This is a genomic window from Clostridium sp. AM43-3BH, from assembly GCF_003479985.1.
GTDB lineage: Bacteria > Bacillota > Clostridia > Lachnospirales > Lachnospiraceae > Otoolea > Otoolea fessa.
Map to the genome: position 1 here is coordinate 84,654 of NZ_QUIH01000001.1, position 17,737 is coordinate 102,390.

Below are 17,737 nucleotides of genomic sequence, written 5' to 3' on the forward strand. Positions count from 1 at the left end.
AAAATGAGATTCAGTGATCTGCTGACGATGAGCGTCAACAACCTGTTTCGCAGAAAGCTCCGTACCTTTCTGACGGTTCTGGGAGTCGTGATTGGTACGGCATCGATCGTTGTCATGGTTTCCATCGGAATAGGACTGAAAGAATTTACCATCAAACAGTATTCTTCCTATGGAAGCCTGACCGCGATTCAGGTGTATAATTATGACAATGGAAATTCCAGCGATAAGAAAAATCCAGAGGACAGCTTTATGACGGATGAGACGATGAAGACATTTGAGAAGATTCCGCATGTGACAAGTGCTTATCCGGATCTGAACCTGAATGTGATTATGCGTCAGGGTGTCTACGAGGGAAATGTGCAGCTGCATGGGATCCCCTTGGGAGCAATGAAGAATATCAAGCTGGGGGAAGGAAGTCTGCCGACTGCCGAAACGAAGGATATGGAGATGGTGGTCGGAAACATGGTCGCGCAGAATTTCAGCAATGCTAAGACGGGAAAAGGCTATTGGGACACCGGAGAGATGCCGGATATCGATTTTATCAATAAGCCGATGTTCACGATCTTTGACACGGATGCCTACTATCAGTCTAAAGGCAATTCCGGCGGTGATGACGGCAGCCAGAAGGTGGCGGCTCCGAAGAAATATATGCTGAAAACCGCCGGTCTGGTCGCAGGCGGACCGGATGAGTGGAGTAATTATGGCTACGGCGTCTACGTTGATCTGGATAAGCTCAAGACACAGCTAAAACAGGTGTTCAAGAAAAAGCCGATTCCGGGCCAGCCGACCAATAAAAAAGGAAAACCGTACAATTATTTTGTATATGAGGAAGCGACGGTCAATGTGGACGATATGGATCATGTAATAGAGGTTCAGAAAGCCATCAGCAACATGGGCTATGAGGCAAACAGCCAGATGGAATGGCTGGAACAGTCCAAACAGCAGTCCAACATGATCCAGGCAGCCCTCGGCGGCATCGGCGCCGTTTCCCTGCTGGTAGCTGCGATCGGCATTGCCAACACGATGATGATGTCCATCTATGAGCGGACGAAAGAGATTGGCGTGCTGAAAGTGCTGGGATGTTCCCTTGCAACCATCCGAAATATGTTTCTGATTGAGGCAGGTTTTATCGGTTTCATGGGAGGACTCATCGGACTGGCGCTGAGTTTTATGGTTTCCGTGCTGATTAACCAGTTTCTGGCAGCGACTTTTTTATATGGAATGGATGGAAAACTGTCCGTAATCCCGATCTGGCTGGCAGTTCCATCGGTAGGATTTGCCATCATCATCGGCATGGTAGCCGGATTCTTCCCGGCGATGCGCGCAATGAAGCTGAGTCCGTTGGCGGCGATACGGAATGAGTAGGGGGAAATCAGATACAACAGTAAGTGTAAAAAAGATTCTGAAAGTACATATTAATAATTGGGAGGAAGTTAGCTCCGGAAATGACAGAAAAAGTTGTTTCCGGAGCTTTTTTAAGTCTGTAGAGAGATAAGCGTTATGTATAAAAATGCATAAAATAATCAATATATAAAGTTCTGGAAAGCTGTTTAAAAAGAAAAATTTCGCAGAATACCCTGTTCTGCGAAATCTCTGTACATTATACTATGCTTTTTTTGCGAATTCAATAGAAGTTTCTGCCAAGAATCTATTAGGAAATTATTAAGATAGAAGTTTCTGATTAAAAATTCATCAAATTCTAAATCAATATCAAATAAAAAACCTTTATTTTCAGAAAGAATAACAATTTATTTTCTCAAACTGCGCTGATATTTTCGCAGAACAGGGTATTCTGCGAAAATGGAAGAACTGAGAGGAAGAGACCCGGTATGTGGTACGTAGTGCAGACAACTGTGGGAAGCGAAAAACAGATAGCGGAGAAATTAAACCGGGTTTATTCGGAACATGCGGACCCTCCCTGCTTTGTGTTGCTCAAAGAGCGAACTTGGAGGCGGGAAGGTATTTATCAGATTGGCGTGGAACCGATGTTTCCGGGATATATTTTTGTGGACACAGAAGACCCACAGCGTTTGGAAGAGAATGTTCATAGGTTGGCAGGAAAAGCCCAATTGCTGATGGGCGGGCAAGCGCTTGCAATAGAATCATCGGAGGAAATACTTTTTAAGGAATTGCTTCGAGGAGATTCGCAGCATACAGTGAGACGATTTCTGGTACAGGCAAACGAGGCTGGAGAGATTGTGTCGGCGGAAGGAATTTTAGGAGAGCTGCTGGGGCAGATTGTGCGAAAGCGATTCCGCAAGCGTGTTGTGACACTGGAAATCCCATTTTTGGGAAAAACGCATCAGGTAGAATTATCGATTCGGGTCAAGGACGATCGGGAAAAAACAATGAAAGAGGAAACAATTTGAGACAATACGAACCATTCAAGAGACTGTTCCGAATAGGAAGTGCGGCTATCCTGATGGGAGTGATCACGGGCGTATATGGATGCGTCTGGAACGGTTATTTCAATAAATTGATCGAATTTCCTTTCTGGAGAAGAGGAAACTGGTTGATGATTGCCCTGTATGCAGGACTGCTATTTTTCTTCTTGATGACATACGGAGGATTTCGAATCGGATATCTGAAAAAAGGAAATCTGCTCTGTTCTCAGATTCTTTCGATCGGTCTTTTGAATGTGATTACTTACATACAAATATCGCTGTTGGATAAAAAATTTCATGATCCGAAGATTTTGATTGCCATGACACTGGTGCAGCTTTTGATAGCGATCATATGGACATTCTTATTTCAGAAGCTATACCGCTGTTTATTTCCGCCCAGAACGATGCTGCTGGTTTGCGGCGATCGTCCGGCGTTTCATCTGATGGAGAAGATCCACTCGCGGGAGGACAAATACTATCTGGCGAAGGCGATTCATATCCAGGCGGGAATGAAAGCGATCATTCGGGAAGCACAGAATTTTGACGCTTTGATTATCGGAGATATTCCGGCAAAAGAACGCAATGCACTGCTGAAAAAATGTTTTGAACGCGATATACGAACCTATACCGTTCCAAAACTTTCAGATATCCTGATTCGGACATCCGAAGAATTGGATATTTTTGATAGTCCGCTGCTTTTATCCAGAAATGAGGATATGTCCGGTATACAGCGCTTTTTGAAGCGGATGCTGGATGTGATTTGTTCCGGAGTGGGACTGGTTGTATTATCACCATTTTTCCTGTTGGTGGCATTGTCAATTTATCTGACGGATCGCGGACCTGTTTTTTATAAACAGACGCGGCTGACAAAGGGAGGAAAAGCGTTTCAGATTTGCAAATTTCGAACCATGATTCAGAACGCGGAAGAAAAGAGCGGAGCAAGACTGGCATCGGAACATGACGACCGCATCCTCCCAGTAGGACATTTCCTGCGCAGAACCCGTTTGGATGAACTGCCGCAGCTTTTAAACATCTGGAAAGGCGAGATGAGTCTGGTCGGTCCGCGCCCGGAACGTCCGGAACTGGCAGCAGAGATTGAAAAGGAAATACCGGAATTTTGCTATCGGCTGAAGATGAAGGCGGGGTTGACGGGGTATGCACAGATATATGGAAAGTACAATACGACGCCATATGATAAGCTCAAACTTGACTTGACATACATACGAAATTATTCGTTTCTGCTGGATTTAAAACTAATTCTAATGACTCCTAAAATTATGATGTTAAAGGAAAGTACAGAAGGAATTCAGGAAAATGGGAAATGAAAAGATATGTGAAAATGAATCAGAAGAAATCACAGTATCGGTTGTTATGCCTGTTTATAACGGAGAAAAATATCTGAATCAGGCAATAGAATCGGTTCTGTTGCAAAGAAAAGAAATAAGCAGCATAGAGCTTTTGATTGTAGATGATGCTTCAACAGATTCTACACCTGAAATCATAAAAAAATACCAAAAAGAAAATCCAGAGATTCGCTATCTAAGAAATAAAACCAATATGGGAGCGGCAAGGAGCAGAAACTATGGAGTAGAAGAAGCAAAAGGAAGATGGATTGCTTTTTTGGATGCAGATGATTGGTGGGAAGAAGGAAAATTAATAAAACAGCTGGAAATGCTGAAAAAAAAGAAAGCTTCTCTCTGCACAACGGCTAGAGAACTGGTAAATGAGGAAGGAGATTCTTTAAGGTGCATTATACCGGTAAAAGAAGAGATAAGCTATAAAATGATGCTTCGGCAAAACTGGATTAATTGTTCGTCTGTTCTTGTGTTGAGACATATTATGCGAGAGTTTCCAATGCTGCATGAAGATGCACATGAAGATTATATTACCTGGATGAAAATCATACAAACATATGGAAGTGCCTGCGGAGTAAATGAGGTACTTTTAAAATATCGTTTGACAGGAAAAGGAAAATCTGGAAGTAAATGGAAGTCTGCTCAGATGACATGGAGCTCATACCGGTATCTTGGATTTGGAATAATAAAAAGTTTGTATTGTTTTTCTAGCTATATGCTGCACGGAATCTGGAAATATAGAGCGATTGAACTCAATAGAAGGGTGTGAAAAAGATAGAAGAAAAATTACAAATATTAGTATCAACAATGAATCAGGATGATAAATCTTTAATAAAACGTATGAACATACATAGTGATGCAATCATCATCAATCAGACAGATTCATTTTCAAAAGAGACATGGAATGAAAATGGAAATAACTTTGAATGGTATAACCTGGAAGAGAGAGGGGTGGGATTAAGCAGAAATAATGCATTATTAAGGGCTACGGGAAATATCCTTCTATTTGCAGATGATGATGTGAGATATATAGATAATTATGAAAAAATAATTCAAACTGAATTTGAAAAAAGAAAAGATGCGGAACTGATTTTGTTTAATGTGGAGAGTACAAACAAAAACAGACCAGAGTATATAGATCAAAAATTTCATAAAGTACATTTTTACAATTATCTTCGGTATGGAACGTTTCGAATTGCAGTCAAAAAAAATAGTATCAGAAAGCATAATATTTCATTTTCTCTTTTGTTTGGAGGCGGAAGTAAGTATAGTTCAGGCGAAGATTCGTTATTTTTAACAGAGTGCTTAAAGAAAAACATGAAAATATATGCATCGGAACAACAAATAGGATATGTCGATCATCGGGAATCTACATGGTTTAAAAATTATGACGAAAAGTATTTTTATGATAAAGGAGCGTTGTTTTCAGCAATTTCAAGGAGATTTTCAATGGCTTTGTGTCTGCAATATTGTATACGTCATAAAGAAGTTTGCAAAGAATTAGGGTTAAAGCAGGCATATAAAAGTATGTTAAAGGGGCTGCGTGAATATGAAAGGTGGTAAAGAAAAAGAGATAAAAGATTGTCATAAAACGGTGAAATTGAAAGAAATAAGAAATTATATATTATTAAAATGCTGGTATCCAGCAATATACAGATTCGGAAAGAAAAGAGTATTTGATAAAAAAAGAATTATTATTATTGAAAATTTTGGAAAAAAGCTTAGTGTGAATTTCCAGCCTTTATTTGAGAAATTGAAAAAAAGACCGGATCTAAAAGTAAAAATCATATATTTGGAAAAAGAAAGAGGAACAAAAATAGGGTATTTATGGAGATGCACGAAGCTTGTATGGGATTCGGCATCCGCAGGGTATATTTTTTTGGCGGATGCGTTAAATGTTTTTTCGTGTGTGTCGATACGTTCAGATAGTGTTTATACACAGTTGTGGCATGGATGCGGAGCATTTAAAAAATTTGGAAATGCATTATCAAAAGGAAAAAAGGAAACATATTCAAATTATAATTACAATACATGGATGACTGTAAGTAGTCCGGAAGTGAGATGGGCTTATAAAGAAGCATGCGGGCTTCCAGAGGAAGCAATTATTGCCACTGGCATTAGTAGAACCGATCGTTTTTTTGACAGGGAATTTCATAAAAGAGCAAAGAAAAAAATCAGGAAATATATTTTGTTTAATACCAATCGAAAGATTATTTTATATGCTCCTACATTCCGAGGCGATGCATTAGATGCACAAATGCCACGGATTTTGTCATTAATTCGTTTGAAAGCTGCATTGGAAAAACAGTATGTTATTGTCTTTAAGCAGCATCCGCATATAAAAGAGCATATAAAGATACCGAAGGAATGCGCTGATTTTGTGTTTGATGTAAGTGAAAAGATGGAAATAGATGAACTTATGTGCGTTGCCGATTTATGTATTACGGATTATTCCTCATTGATTTTTGAATATTCGATTTTTGAACGCCCGATTCTTTTTTATGCCTATGACCTAAAGGAATACTGTAAAGAACAAGGCTTTTTTTATGAGTTTGAATCATTTGTTCCTGGATATATATGTAAAACGGAAGAAGATATAATTTATCAAATTGAACATACAACAGATTATGATTTGAAAAAAATGAGAGAATTTCGAAAGAAATTTATGTCATCTTGTGACGGACATGCGACAGAAAGAATTTTGAAATTAGTTTTTGGAGAAAGCTGGTGATCAGATGTTAATGAAAAGATTTATAAGAGATATAAAAAAATATTTTGGCTTTTCAGTGGTTTCAGCGAAAGCACAGTTAAAGTCAGAAGTGGCAAATTCATACTTAAATTGGCTTTGGTGGATATTAGATCCCATTTGTTTTATGCTCATATATACATTTATTTTTGGTTATGTTTTTAAGGCAAAAGAGCCATATTTCCCGATTTTTATTTTTATTGGATTATCCATGTGGGATTTTTTTAATCGAATGATTAATCAAAGTGTACGGATTGTAAAAACAAATAAGCCAATTGTTTCTAAAGTGTATCTTCCGAAATATATATTGGTATTGACAAAGGTATGGGTAAATTCTTTTAAAATGATGATTTCCTTTGCGATCGTTATCTTAATGATGATTTTTTGGAGGGTACCCTTTACCTATAAGATTATTTATACGATTCCAACGCTGCTTTTATTATTGCTTTTTACGTTTGCGTGCTCACTATGGCTGCTTCATTACGGAGTCTTTGTTGAAGACCTTTCGAATGTAATAACGATCGTATTGAGAATGTTATTTTATTTGACAGGTATTTTCTATAATGTCGCTACAAGAATTCCGGCACCCTATGGAGAGCTTTTGACTCGCTATAATCCTATGGCGTTTTTTCTGGAGTGCATGAGAAATTCACTGCTTTATGGAAAAATTCCGCATCGAAAATTAATGCTGGCATGGTTTGTAGTTAGCATTATTTTGGCAGGAACCGGAATTCGAAAGATTTATAAAAATGAAAATAGTTATGTAAAGGTGATTTAAATGAAAGAAAATGCAATTGAAATAAAAAATTTATGCATCAGTTATCGCGGACTGAAATCCTATTCAATAAAAAAAAGCTTATTGCATTTTCATAGAAATAAAGTAGATGAATTTCAGGCAATCCGCAATGTGTCGTTTAATGTTCCCAAGGGAAATATTTTAGGAATTGTAGGAAAAAACGGCAGCGGAAAGTCAACGATGTTAAATGCAATTGCAGGTATATTTGCTCCAGACAGCGGAACAATTGATTTGAAAGGAAACAGCGTTTCGCTGCTGTCGATTGGGGTGGGATTTCAGAGAGAATTGACGGGACGTGAAAATATTATTTTGTCGGGAATGCTTTTGGGATTTTCTGAAAAAGCAGTCCGGGAGCGAATGGAAGAAATTATAGAATTTTCGGAACTTGGAAAATTTATTGATGCGCCTGTCAGAACGTATTCCAGCGGTATGTATTCAAAGCTGGCATTTTCTATTACGGCGATTTTAGAGACGGACATTATGTTGATTGATGAAGTGCTCAGTGTAGGAGATGCCCGATTTAAGAAAAAAAGTTATAACAAAATGAAGCAGCTGATCTCGGATGAAAATAGGACGGTTGTTATGGTGTCGCATGATACAAAGACGCTGGATGGATTGTGTGATGAGATACTGTGGCTCCATGACGGCGAAATAAAGATGTACGGGAATACAAAAGAAGTTCTGGAGAAATACGAAGAATTTATGAGTTAAAGATGGAGAGGGTATATAGAAAATGAATACAGCAATTATTTTAGCAGGCGGTACAGGACAAAGAATGCATCAGGAGATACCGAAGCAATTTATCAATGTCAACGATAAACCGTTGATTATCTATACGCTAGAGGCATTTCAAAAGCATCCACAGATTGACAGCATTCTGGTTGTATGTATCGATGGATGGCATGATATTTTGAAAGCGTATGCCAGACAGAATCATATAACAAAATTAAAGTGGGTGATAAGCGGAGGAAGTACCGGGCAGGAATCGATCCGAAACGGTGTGTTTGCGCTTGAAAATGAATGCAAAGAGGATGATATCGTGGTAATTCACGATGGGATCCGGCCATTAGTTGATGAAAATGTTTTGTCCGATGTGATTGTAAAATGTGGGATTTATGGAAATGCAGTAACTTCCCTTCCGTATAATGAACAGATCTTTGTAAAAAAAGATGAAGAAACAACGGAACAGTATATTCCGAGGGAAACATTGAGACGAGTTTCGACACCGCAGGCATACAAATATGGAACATTGCTTTGGGCGTATAAAAAAGCATTTAAAGAGAAAATAGGTATCTATGGTTCTTCTTATACGAATACAATGATGACAGATTTGGGAGAAACACTTCATTTTGCTGCGGGTTCTGATAAAAATATCAAGATTACGACACAGGATGATTTGGAGTTATTTAAGGCATTACTAATGTTAAAAGAACATTAATGTAAAGGGAGTTTTCAGATGAGAGATAAGAAAATTTGGATTTTCAATGCGGGGAATGCGTTTGATGGGAATCCCAAATGGCTTTTCATGTATATTGTGAATTATAGGAAAGATATTACTCCATACTGGTTTTGCTATACGGAAGAAACGAGAAATTATATTCGTAAACTGGGATATCAGGCTTTTCTGTTTAAATCCAAAATGGCTGAAAAAATTGGTTCACAGGCAGGAGTTTATGTTGTGAACCAAAAGAAGGAAGTTTTTCAGGATTATCTTAAAGGAATCACAGTATTAAATTTATGGCATGGAGTAGGATGCAAAACAGTTGAAAAGGGTGTTACATATGGATTTTTGAATGAACGTATAATCAAAAAACATATTATCAATATGGATTGTTATCAAAATTATCAATTGTTTTTAGTGACTTCTCCACTTATGGAAAAACATTTTATTAAGCAGTGTGATCTAGCTGAAGACAAGATTATTCGAGCCGGATATCCGTGTTGTTTTTATCCGGGAAAAATTAAGACATATGATCATGATATCTTGAAACAAAAAAAGCTGCCAGAGGATACGAAGATAGCTGTTTACGCACCGACTTACAGAGATGCTTCTGCTACTAATTTTTTCTCACAGGCGATTCCGGATATGGAAAAGTTAGTGGACGTATTGGAGAAAAATAATTTCCTGCTGATCTTTAAAATGCATCCATTGATGGCGAATGATTTCCAATACCAAAATATAAAAAAAATATATACAAATTGTCCGAGAGTGCTGTTTTGGGACAATGCAAATGATTTTTATGAAATATTTGATCGGATTGACCTTGCAATTGTCGATTATTCTTCTATTTTCTATGATATGCTGGCAAGCGGAGTCAAACATTTTGCCCGATATATATTTGACTATGGTCAGGAAAATACGTTAAGAGATTTTGCATTGGATTACATGGAAAATACGTGCGGAAAGATCTGTACTAATTTTCAGGAATTTTTAGAAGTGTTTTCAAAAGCAGATGAGGATGAATCGGAAGAAATTGCACGTATCTATAAAAAATTCTGGGAATATGCAGATGAGCATTCTCTGGAGAAAATAGTAGATGCAGCACTTTTGTTTGAACCGGATGAAAGTAAGAAATTGCCTACTTTATATAGTTTTGATATTTTTGATACATTGATTGGCAGAAGTACGCTGCTTCCAATCGGTGTTTTTTATCATGTTCAAGATAAGATGAGAGAATCAAAATTAGAATATCCTAAATATATCAAGGAAAATTTCTATAAAATTCGTCCATGGGCGGAATCAAATGTGCGTGAATACTATAGAAAAAGCATAGTTCTGCGGAAGGATAGAAGAACTGAAATTACATTTGATTTGATTTATGAGAGAATCAAAGAACTATATAGCTTAACAGATGAGCAGACAGAGCAGTTAAAGAAATGGGAATTGGAATGCGAGTATGAGACATCTATACCATATCCGGAGAAAATTCAGCAGGTTAAAGACTTGATCGAACAAGGGGAAACGGTTGTTTTAATCAGCGATATGTATTTACCAAAAGAATTTATAAAAAAGCTGTTATGCAAGGCGGAGCCAATTTTGGGGGAACTCCCACTGTTCCTTTCAAGTGATTATGGAACACAGAAGACAACAAAAGAATTGTTTTTTGATGTATATCATGCCGTAGAGTATCGGTTTGGTAAATGGATTCATTATGGAGATAATAAAAATGCAGATGGGAAAGTGCCAGCCTCAATTGGAATTGAATCTGTAAACCATGAAATCCCGGCGTTTGATTTTTATGAAAAAAATTTGACTCAATTTATAGCAACGTATGATTCTTATCAGATAGCGGCTTTGTTTGCAAGGTTTCGCCAGGAAGAACATCGTATGGAAGAGGTATATGCATATTCGTATGTGTCCTTATATTGGGTTCCGTATGTGAATTGGGCGATTAGGCATGCGCTTGAGAAGAAAATAGATTGTCTGTATTTTATTTCTCGCGATGGATATCATTTAAAACGAATTGCCGATGCGATTATAAAAGAGAAAAAACTTTCTATTAAAACGAAATATATATATGGTTCAAGAAAAGCTTGGAGAATTCCTTCTCAAATCTATGAAATAGATGAAGAATTTTTCGGTGAATTTGGAAATTTTGTTGATATAGAAGAGTATGATAAATTGTTGGAAGCGGCTAGCATGACTTCAGAAACATTTGAGAGTATGTTTCCTGAATTGGCTTATTTAAAAGAAAAGAAAATAATTACACGTCCAGAACTCAAAAAAATTAGAGAGGCTTTTTCTGTATCCGAAAAATATGAGCAGTATCTTCTTCAGACGGCTGCAGAACAGAGAAAAATTGTTCTGGAATATTTGAATCAGGAAATTGATTTTTCGGAAAAATATGCATTTGTGGAATTCTGGGGACGAGGATATACGCAGAATTGTTTAGCACGTTTACTCTGGAAAGCTGCTGGATATAAACACGATAACATATTTTATTATGCAAGAAGTATCTATCCATCGAATGGACATCTAATCCGTTATAATTTTACGGGGAATACATATTCACAAATATTTATAGAATCAATTTTTGCTAATCTGCCATATCGCAGTGTTAGTTCTTATGAGAGAAAGAATGGAAAAGTGGAACCTGTATTAAATCCTTGCGATAATAATCAAAGTCTTCATAATGCGCTTGAAAGATACCTTCCTGAATTTGCAACTGATTTTTGCAGGATGATATTCGAAAATGAAGAATCAATAGGAAGAAGTCTTTTTGATTTTGGAATATCATTTTTCCATAATAATAAGAGTCAGGATATCTTTCTCCAAATGACAGCTTCTTTATATGACTCAGTGGCTCTTTATGGAAAGACAAGAGAATATGCTCCACCAATCACGATGCTAGCAATTATTAAATGGGCGAGAGGCGGACATTTTGGAACAAAGGATTTCAATCTGTCTCTGGCCAGATCGGCATGGTCCTATCGTTTTGTGTGGCGATGTTATCGAAAATGGATTCACGGCACAAAATATGCTGAAAAAATAAAAAAATTGCGGGAGAGGAGATAAAGTATGTATTATTCACATCCATTGTATGTAGAAGATATAAAGAAAATTTCAGATTATACCTTTCCGTGGGAAAAACTGGAGAATAAGAAAATTTTGATTACCGGTGCTAGCGGAATGATAGGAACGGTGTTAGTAGATGTGTTGATGGAACATAATCGTACATATGATTCTAAGATCCATGTGTTTGCAATGGGACGTTCTGAGCAGAGAGCACGTGAACGTTTTAAAAATTATATGGAGGATCTGAACTTTTCCTTTATTCAGGGTGATATTAATAATTCGCTGCAGCTGGATACAAAAATGGATTATCTGTTTCACTGTGCCAGCAATACGCACCCGAGAAGCTATGCAGAAGATCCGATTGGGACGATTATGACGAATGTGGCGGGAACAGAAAATGTATTAAAAATGGCAGTGTATTCAAAGGCTGAGAGAGTTGTTTTTCTCTCTTCGGTCGAAATTTACGGCGAAAATCGTGGAGATGTAGAACGGTTTTCAGAAGAGTATTGCGGTTATATTGACTGCAATACTCTTCGAGCCGGATATCCGGAGGGAAAAAGAACGGGTGAAGCGCTGTGCCAGGCGTATAGACAGAAATATGGACTGGATGTTGTGATTCCGAGAGTATGTCGAGTCTTTGGTCCGACGATGCTTCAAAGTGACAGCAAAGCATTGGCTCAGTTCATAAAGAAAGCAGTAAACAGAGAAGATATTGTTTTAAAGAGTGAAGGAAATCAATATTTTTCTTATTGCTATGTTACGGATGTAGTGTCTGCATTGCTTTATATTCTGTTTTATGGAAAAGACGGGGAAGCTTATAATATTGCGGATGAGAAATATGATATTCGACTGAAAGAACTGGCAGGTATTTTAGCAGACTATGCTGGCAGAAAAGTTGTGTTTGAACTGCCGGATGAAATAGAGCGGAAAGGGTATTCAAAAGCATCGGATGCGCGGCTTGATGCGAAAAAGTTGAATCAGTTAGGTTGGAAGTCAAAGAATGAAATGAAAGAACAGCTTGAAAAAACAATCGAAATAATAAGGTCGAAGACGGAATGAGAATGAAATATGTGGAGGAGCTAAAGTGATTGCTATAGATAGGTATAAAAAGAGTTTAAGCTGTATCATGGCTGTATTTACAATGATGAGTCTCCGAATGAATCTGTTGAAGATGGATTACAAGGGAAATCCATTGAAACGGTATTTGGATGCACTATCAGGTTTTTCACTAGATCAGCTTATTCTCTTTGCGGGAATGATATGTTTATTTTATTATATGTTAAAAGAAATTCAGAGGTATAGACCTGAAAATAAGGCAGAGTTCAGAAAAGATTGCTGCTGTGCAGGTTTATTGGGATTTTTTTTTGCAATATGCATGATTGTAGGTAATGCGATTGAGGTAAACGGAGAATTAAGTGCCCTGTACATGGGAAAACTTCAGATCTTTAAAAGTATAACGGTTCTTATCGGTTATACATGCCTTTTTTCAAGCGTGATAATCTATTTATTTTATAAATGGGACCATCTTACATTATGTCAAAATTCGAATGATGAAAAGATAGTCTCAAAAACTTTCGGGGGGAGGTATCTCTCGTTCCTTGAGAATCATACATTTCTGTGTTCGTTTTTGACGATAGTAGTTTTATATATTCCTTATATTGTGTGTTCATATCCGGCAATTTTGCAGGGAGATGCACAAGATTTTATTTTGCAGGGATATAATTTGCCTAGTCTTCAGTCAGAACGATTGGTATTGTTAAATAAAAATGTATACTTAAATGCGCATCATCCCGTGGCATATACAATGCTTGTGCATATCTGTATGATAATTGGAAAGTTTTTGTTTAAGTCGTGGAATGCGGGATTGTTTTTGGTTTCGTTAATTCAATTTGTATTTGCTGCAAGTGTTATTTCGTATTTTGTGAAATTTCTTAGAGAACTTCGTGTTAATATAAAAATATGTTTCGTGAGTCTAATTTACTATTGTATTTCTCCGAGAATGGTATCATATATGTTTTTATTTTCAAAAGATGTTTTTTACGCATATATGATGCTGTTCCTCATTGTTTTGTTAGCTAAAATAATGATTTGGAAAAGTCTTTTTACTAGTAATAGAGAAAAGTGTAATAAAAATATATTTTTGATTTATTTGGCATTGATATTTCTTTGCGGTGGCTTCATTGTTTTCTTTCGAAATGAAGCAAAATATATTGTTGGAATCTGGTTTGTTTTTCTTATTGCTCATTTTAAAGAATATAGAAAAGAACTGGGGATTGGGTTGGCGTTAATCTTATTCTTGCTTTTTTCTATAAATCATATTATTTTTCCGTATTTAAAAATTACACCAGGAAGTACAAAAGAGATGCTTTCGGTTCCGTTTCAGCAAACAGCACGTTACATAAAAGAATATTCGGATGAGGTGACGGAGAAAGAAAAAGAGGTAATTGATCGCGTCTTAAATTATGATACATTATCGGAACGTTATGAGGCCGACCGTTCTGATAAAGTCAAAGATGGCTGGAATAAATATACATCTAAAGTAGAATTAAAAGAATATTTTTCTGTATGGTATCAGATGCTGAAGAAACATCCTTTAGTTTATGCAGAAGCCACTCTAAACAATTACTATTATTATCTATATCCTGGTAAAAGATTGGCCACAAATTATTCATATAGTTGGTCGGAAAAATGCATGGATAGTGTGAATAAACGTGGAAATCAATTAAATATGGATGTTCATTATCCAGTTAAGCTGAAATGCTTAAGAAATTGTTATGAAGCGTTGCGAGAAGGAATATTTAATCTTCCAGTGCTAGGAGTATTTAAGTGTGTTGCCTTATATATCTGGCTGCTATTAATATTTGCATTTTATTTATTCAGAAGACAAAAGATAGATATTTTATGTTGGGGGATTATCCCATTATTGGCTTCGGTAGGTATTGCATTTTTGGGACCGTGCAATGGATATTACTTTAGATATGTTTATATGATTACGGTTGCATTGCCGGCGGTATTGTTGCTTGGATTGATTGATAAGAAATATCGTTGGATAAAAATGAATAATGCAGGAACACAGATTTTGAATGATAAGTGAAAGGAATATACATAAAATGGATAAGATAGCAGTACTGATTCCATGCTACAACGAGGAAAAAACAATTGAAAAAGTCGTGAAAGATTGGAAAACTGAACTTCCAGAAGCGGTTATTTATGTGTACGACAACAATTCAAATGATAAGACAGCCGAACTGGCTCAAAATGCGGGCGCAATCGTCCGTCATGAATACGCACAGGGGAAAGGAAATGTAATCCGGCGTATGTTTCGGGAGATTGATGCGGAGTGCTATATCATGGTAGATGGAGACGACACGTATCCTGCTGAATACGGAAGAAAGATGGCGAATCTGGTTCTTGAAAAAAATGCTGATATGGTAGTGGGGGACAGGCTTTCATCTACTTATTTTAATGAGAACAAAAGACCGTTCCATAATTTTGGAAATACGCTGGTGAGAGCTAGCGTAAATCGCTTGTTTCATACTGATATCCGGGATATTATGACGGGTTATCGGGCTTTTAGTTTTCTTTTTGTTAAAAGCTTTCCTGTGCTATCGAAGGGATTTGAGATAGAAACGGAGATGACCATTCATGCAGTTGAAAAAAATATGCGGATTGAGAATGTAGTTATCGAATATCGAGACAGACCGTCTGGCAGTGAATCAAAATTAAATACATATTCAGATGGATTTAAGGTCTTGAAGACGATAGGACGTCTCTATAAGAATTATCGTCCGTTTGGATTTTTTGGTCGGATATCGACTGTTTTGATGCTGGTTTCAATGGGACTGCTTATTCCGGAGATCCTACATGATATACAGGTGGGAAAGGTTAAACATCCGTTTATATTTGTTTCATCGGGAATTTTGATTTTTACTTCGATTGTATCATTCTTTTCGGGAGCAGTTTTATCAACTTTGGTTGAGAAAGAACGGCAGGCGTATGAATTTCGGCTGCAGATGATTGAAAAGATGAAAAGTGAATTAGAATGATTTTTTGTGAACGATTAAAGTTGTTTGAGCATCCCTAACCATTCCACCTTTATTTTTACAAAGAAATATGAGATAATAAAAACCAGAAAATAGCACGGGAGGCTCGCTTATGAATGAATTAAAACTTCCGGTAGGGATTGATGGTTTTGAAAAGATCCGTCGAAATGGCTTTTATTATATCGATAAAACAGAATTGATTGAACAATTGTTTTTAAATTGGGGAGAAGTGAATCTGTTTACACGTCCGCGTCGCTTTGGTAAGACCCTTAATATGAGTATGCTGAAGTGCTTTTTTGAGATTGGAACGGATTCATCGCTCTTCGATGGACTCTATATTTCGGAGAAGCAGACATTATGTGAGCAGCATCTGGGAAAATATCCGGTTATCTTTCTCTCCTTAAAGGGAGTAGAGGGCTTGAACTTTTCAGAGGCAAAGCGAAGATGCATTCAGCTGATAAGAAGAGAAGCGGAACGGTTTTATTATCTAAAGGACAGCGAAAGACTTCTTGATTTGGATAAAAAAAAGTATCATCAGCTTCTTGACATGAAGGATCAGCCTGAAGACGTGGATATTGTCATTTCTTCCATAAAAACATTGTCCGATCTATTATATAAACATTATGGTAAAAAGACGGTCATTCTGATTGATGAGTACGATGTACCACTGGATAAAGCATTTCAGCATGGTTATTACAAGGAAATGATCTATTTTACCCGTGGACTGCTTGGAGAAGCATTAAAGACAAACGATTCGCTTAACTTCGCAGTGTTGACGGGCTGCCTTCGTGTCTCGAAAGAAAGCATCTTCACCGGACTCAACAATTTTAAGATCCTATCGATCACAGATACACGATTTGATGAGCAATTTGGCTTTACTGATACAGAGGTTCGAAAGCTGCTTTCAGACTATCATCTGGAAGATAGGTTTGCGGAAGTAAAAGAATGGTATGATGGATATCGCTTCGGAAAAGCCGACGTATACTGCCCGTGGGATGTTGTAAACTTTGTGGATCGTGTAAAGGATGATCCGGAAGCAAGACCAGAAGCGTATTGGATCAATACGAGCGGAAACGATCTGGTAAAGCGTTTTATTGATAAGGCAAATAAGACAACGAAAAATGAAATAGAACGTTTGATTAACGGCGAAGCGATTGAAAAAGAGCTTCGTCTGGATCTTACCTATGAGGAGATTGATCAGAGCATCGAAAATCTTTGGAGCGTACTTTTTACGACCGGATATCTGACACAGACCGGAAGGACGGAGAAGGGCGCTTACCGCTTGATTATTCCGAATCGGGAGGTGCGCGAGGTCTTTCGGCTTCAGATAAACGAGTGGTTTAAGAAATCGATCTTCACTAACACAGAACGCCTGACTGCATTCTGGAAAGCCTTTGAAGAAGGGGATACTGAAGGAATAGAGCAATATTTAAATCGGGTGCTCAGTAATTCCATCAGCGTTTTTGATACAAAGGCAAGGAAGGAAGAAAAGGAAAGCTCCTATCATAACCTTCTTGTCGGGATTCTTACAGGGAACGCAGACTGGCTTGTAAAATCAAATGTCGAAGCCGGAGATGGCTTTGCGGATATCATTGTAGAGACCGATAATCCGGATGCTGGAATTGTTGCAGAATTAAAATACACAAAAAACTTTGATGAGATGAGGATAGCGTGCAGGAAAGCAATGAATCAGATCCGAGATCGCCGTTATCAGGAATATCTCCTGAATGATGACCGGAGGGACATACGGTTATATGGAATTGCCTTTTGCAAAAAAAGATGCTGTGTGATCAGCGAAAAACTTGAAAAATAGGTTACGTTTACGGGTAGGTACTTTTGAAACCGAAAGTGCCGTAAGAAAACGTGGTGGCAGCAGGAATTTGCCGTATTTAAATGC

General features: G+C 37.4%; 14 protein-coding genes. All 14 read left to right on the plus strand.

Annotated features, from left to right (window positions below):
• The first annotated feature begins 3 nt into the window (after positions 1 to 3).
• Positions 4 to 1,365, plus strand: a complete 1,362-nt coding sequence (locus DW931_RS00370) for an ABC transporter permease (RefSeq protein WP_118482213.1) — start codon at positions 4 to 6, stop codon at positions 1,363 to 1,365.
• Positions 1,366 to 1,829: 464 nt separating this feature from the next.
• The gene (locus DW931_RS00375) at positions 1,830 to 2,369 is read left to right on the plus strand and encodes a transcription termination/antitermination NusG family protein (protein WP_118492142.1); all 540 of its coding nucleotides are present in this window, start codon (positions 1,830 to 1,832) and stop codon (positions 2,367 to 2,369) included.
• Complete coding sequence (locus DW931_RS00380; protein WP_118482215.1) at positions 2,366 to 3,709, plus strand: sugar transferase; 1,344 nt, start codon at positions 2,366 to 2,368, stop codon at positions 3,707 to 3,709. Before DW931_RS00375 ends, DW931_RS00380 begins: the two co-directional genes overlap by 4 nt.
• Positions 3,699 to 4,508: a glycosyltransferase family 2 protein gene (locus DW931_RS00385; RefSeq protein WP_118482216.1), complete on the plus strand. Its 810-nt coding sequence runs from the start codon at positions 3,699 to 3,701 to the stop codon at positions 4,506 to 4,508. The genes DW931_RS00380 and DW931_RS00385 overlap by 11 nt, the downstream gene beginning before the upstream one ends.
• The gene (locus tag DW931_RS00390) at positions 4,505 to 5,302 is read left to right on the plus strand and encodes a glycosyltransferase family A protein (RefSeq protein WP_118482217.1); all 798 of its coding nucleotides are present in this window, start codon (positions 4,505 to 4,507) and stop codon (positions 5,300 to 5,302) included. The genes DW931_RS00385 and DW931_RS00390 overlap by 4 nt, the downstream gene beginning before the upstream one ends.
• Positions 5,289 to 6,470, plus strand: coding sequence for a CDP-glycerol glycerophosphotransferase family protein (locus tag DW931_RS00395; protein WP_118523580.1), 1,182 nt, complete (start codon positions 5,289 to 5,291; stop codon positions 6,468 to 6,470). The genes DW931_RS00390 and DW931_RS00395 overlap by 14 nt, the downstream gene beginning before the upstream one ends.
• The gene (locus tag DW931_RS00400) at positions 6,454 to 7,263 is read left to right on the plus strand and encodes an ABC transporter permease (protein ID WP_347559409.1); all 810 of its coding nucleotides are present in this window, start codon (positions 6,454 to 6,456) and stop codon (positions 7,261 to 7,263) included. The genes DW931_RS00395 and DW931_RS00400 overlap by 17 nt, the downstream gene beginning before the upstream one ends.
• A gap of 81 nt (positions 7,264 to 7,344) precedes the next feature.
• Positions 7,345 to 7,992 carry an ABC transporter ATP-binding protein gene (locus tag DW931_RS00405; RefSeq protein WP_347559410.1) on the plus strand — a complete coding sequence of 216 codons (648 nt, stop codon included), beginning with the start codon at positions 7,345 to 7,347 and terminating at the stop codon, positions 7,990 to 7,992.
• A 22-nt stretch (positions 7,993 to 8,014) separates the two neighbouring features.
• Entirely contained in the window at positions 8,015 to 8,719 is a 705-nt protein-coding gene (locus DW931_RS00410; protein ID WP_118482220.1) for an IspD/TarI family cytidylyltransferase, read from the plus strand.
• 18 nt (positions 8,720 to 8,737) lie between these two features.
• On the plus strand, positions 8,738 to 11,797 hold the full coding sequence (locus DW931_RS00415) for a CDP-glycerol glycerophosphotransferase family protein (protein WP_118482221.1): 3,060 nt from the start codon (positions 8,738 to 8,740) through the stop codon (positions 11,795 to 11,797).
• Between the two features lie 3 nt (positions 11,798 to 11,800).
• Positions 11,801 to 12,856, plus strand: coding sequence for an NAD-dependent epimerase/dehydratase family protein (locus tag DW931_RS00420; RefSeq protein WP_118482222.1), 1,056 nt, complete (start codon positions 11,801 to 11,803; stop codon positions 12,854 to 12,856).
• A gap of 25 nt (positions 12,857 to 12,881) precedes the next feature.
• On the plus strand, positions 12,882 to 14,891 hold the full coding sequence (locus tag DW931_RS00425; RefSeq protein ID WP_118626830.1) for a DUF6020 family protein: 2,010 nt from the start codon (positions 12,882 to 12,884) through the stop codon (positions 14,889 to 14,891).
• 16 nt (positions 14,892 to 14,907) lie between these two features.
• A complete protein-coding gene (locus DW931_RS00430; protein ID WP_118481718.1) occupies positions 14,908 to 15,843 on the plus strand; it encodes a glycosyltransferase family 2 protein in 936 nt (311 codons plus the stop codon).
• 109 nt (positions 15,844 to 15,952) lie between these two features.
• Positions 15,953 to 17,653: an AAA family ATPase gene (locus DW931_RS00435; RefSeq protein ID WP_118481719.1), complete on the plus strand. Its 1,701-nt coding sequence runs from the start codon at positions 15,953 to 15,955 to the stop codon at positions 17,651 to 17,653.
• Positions 17,654 to 17,737: the final 84 nt, after the last annotated feature.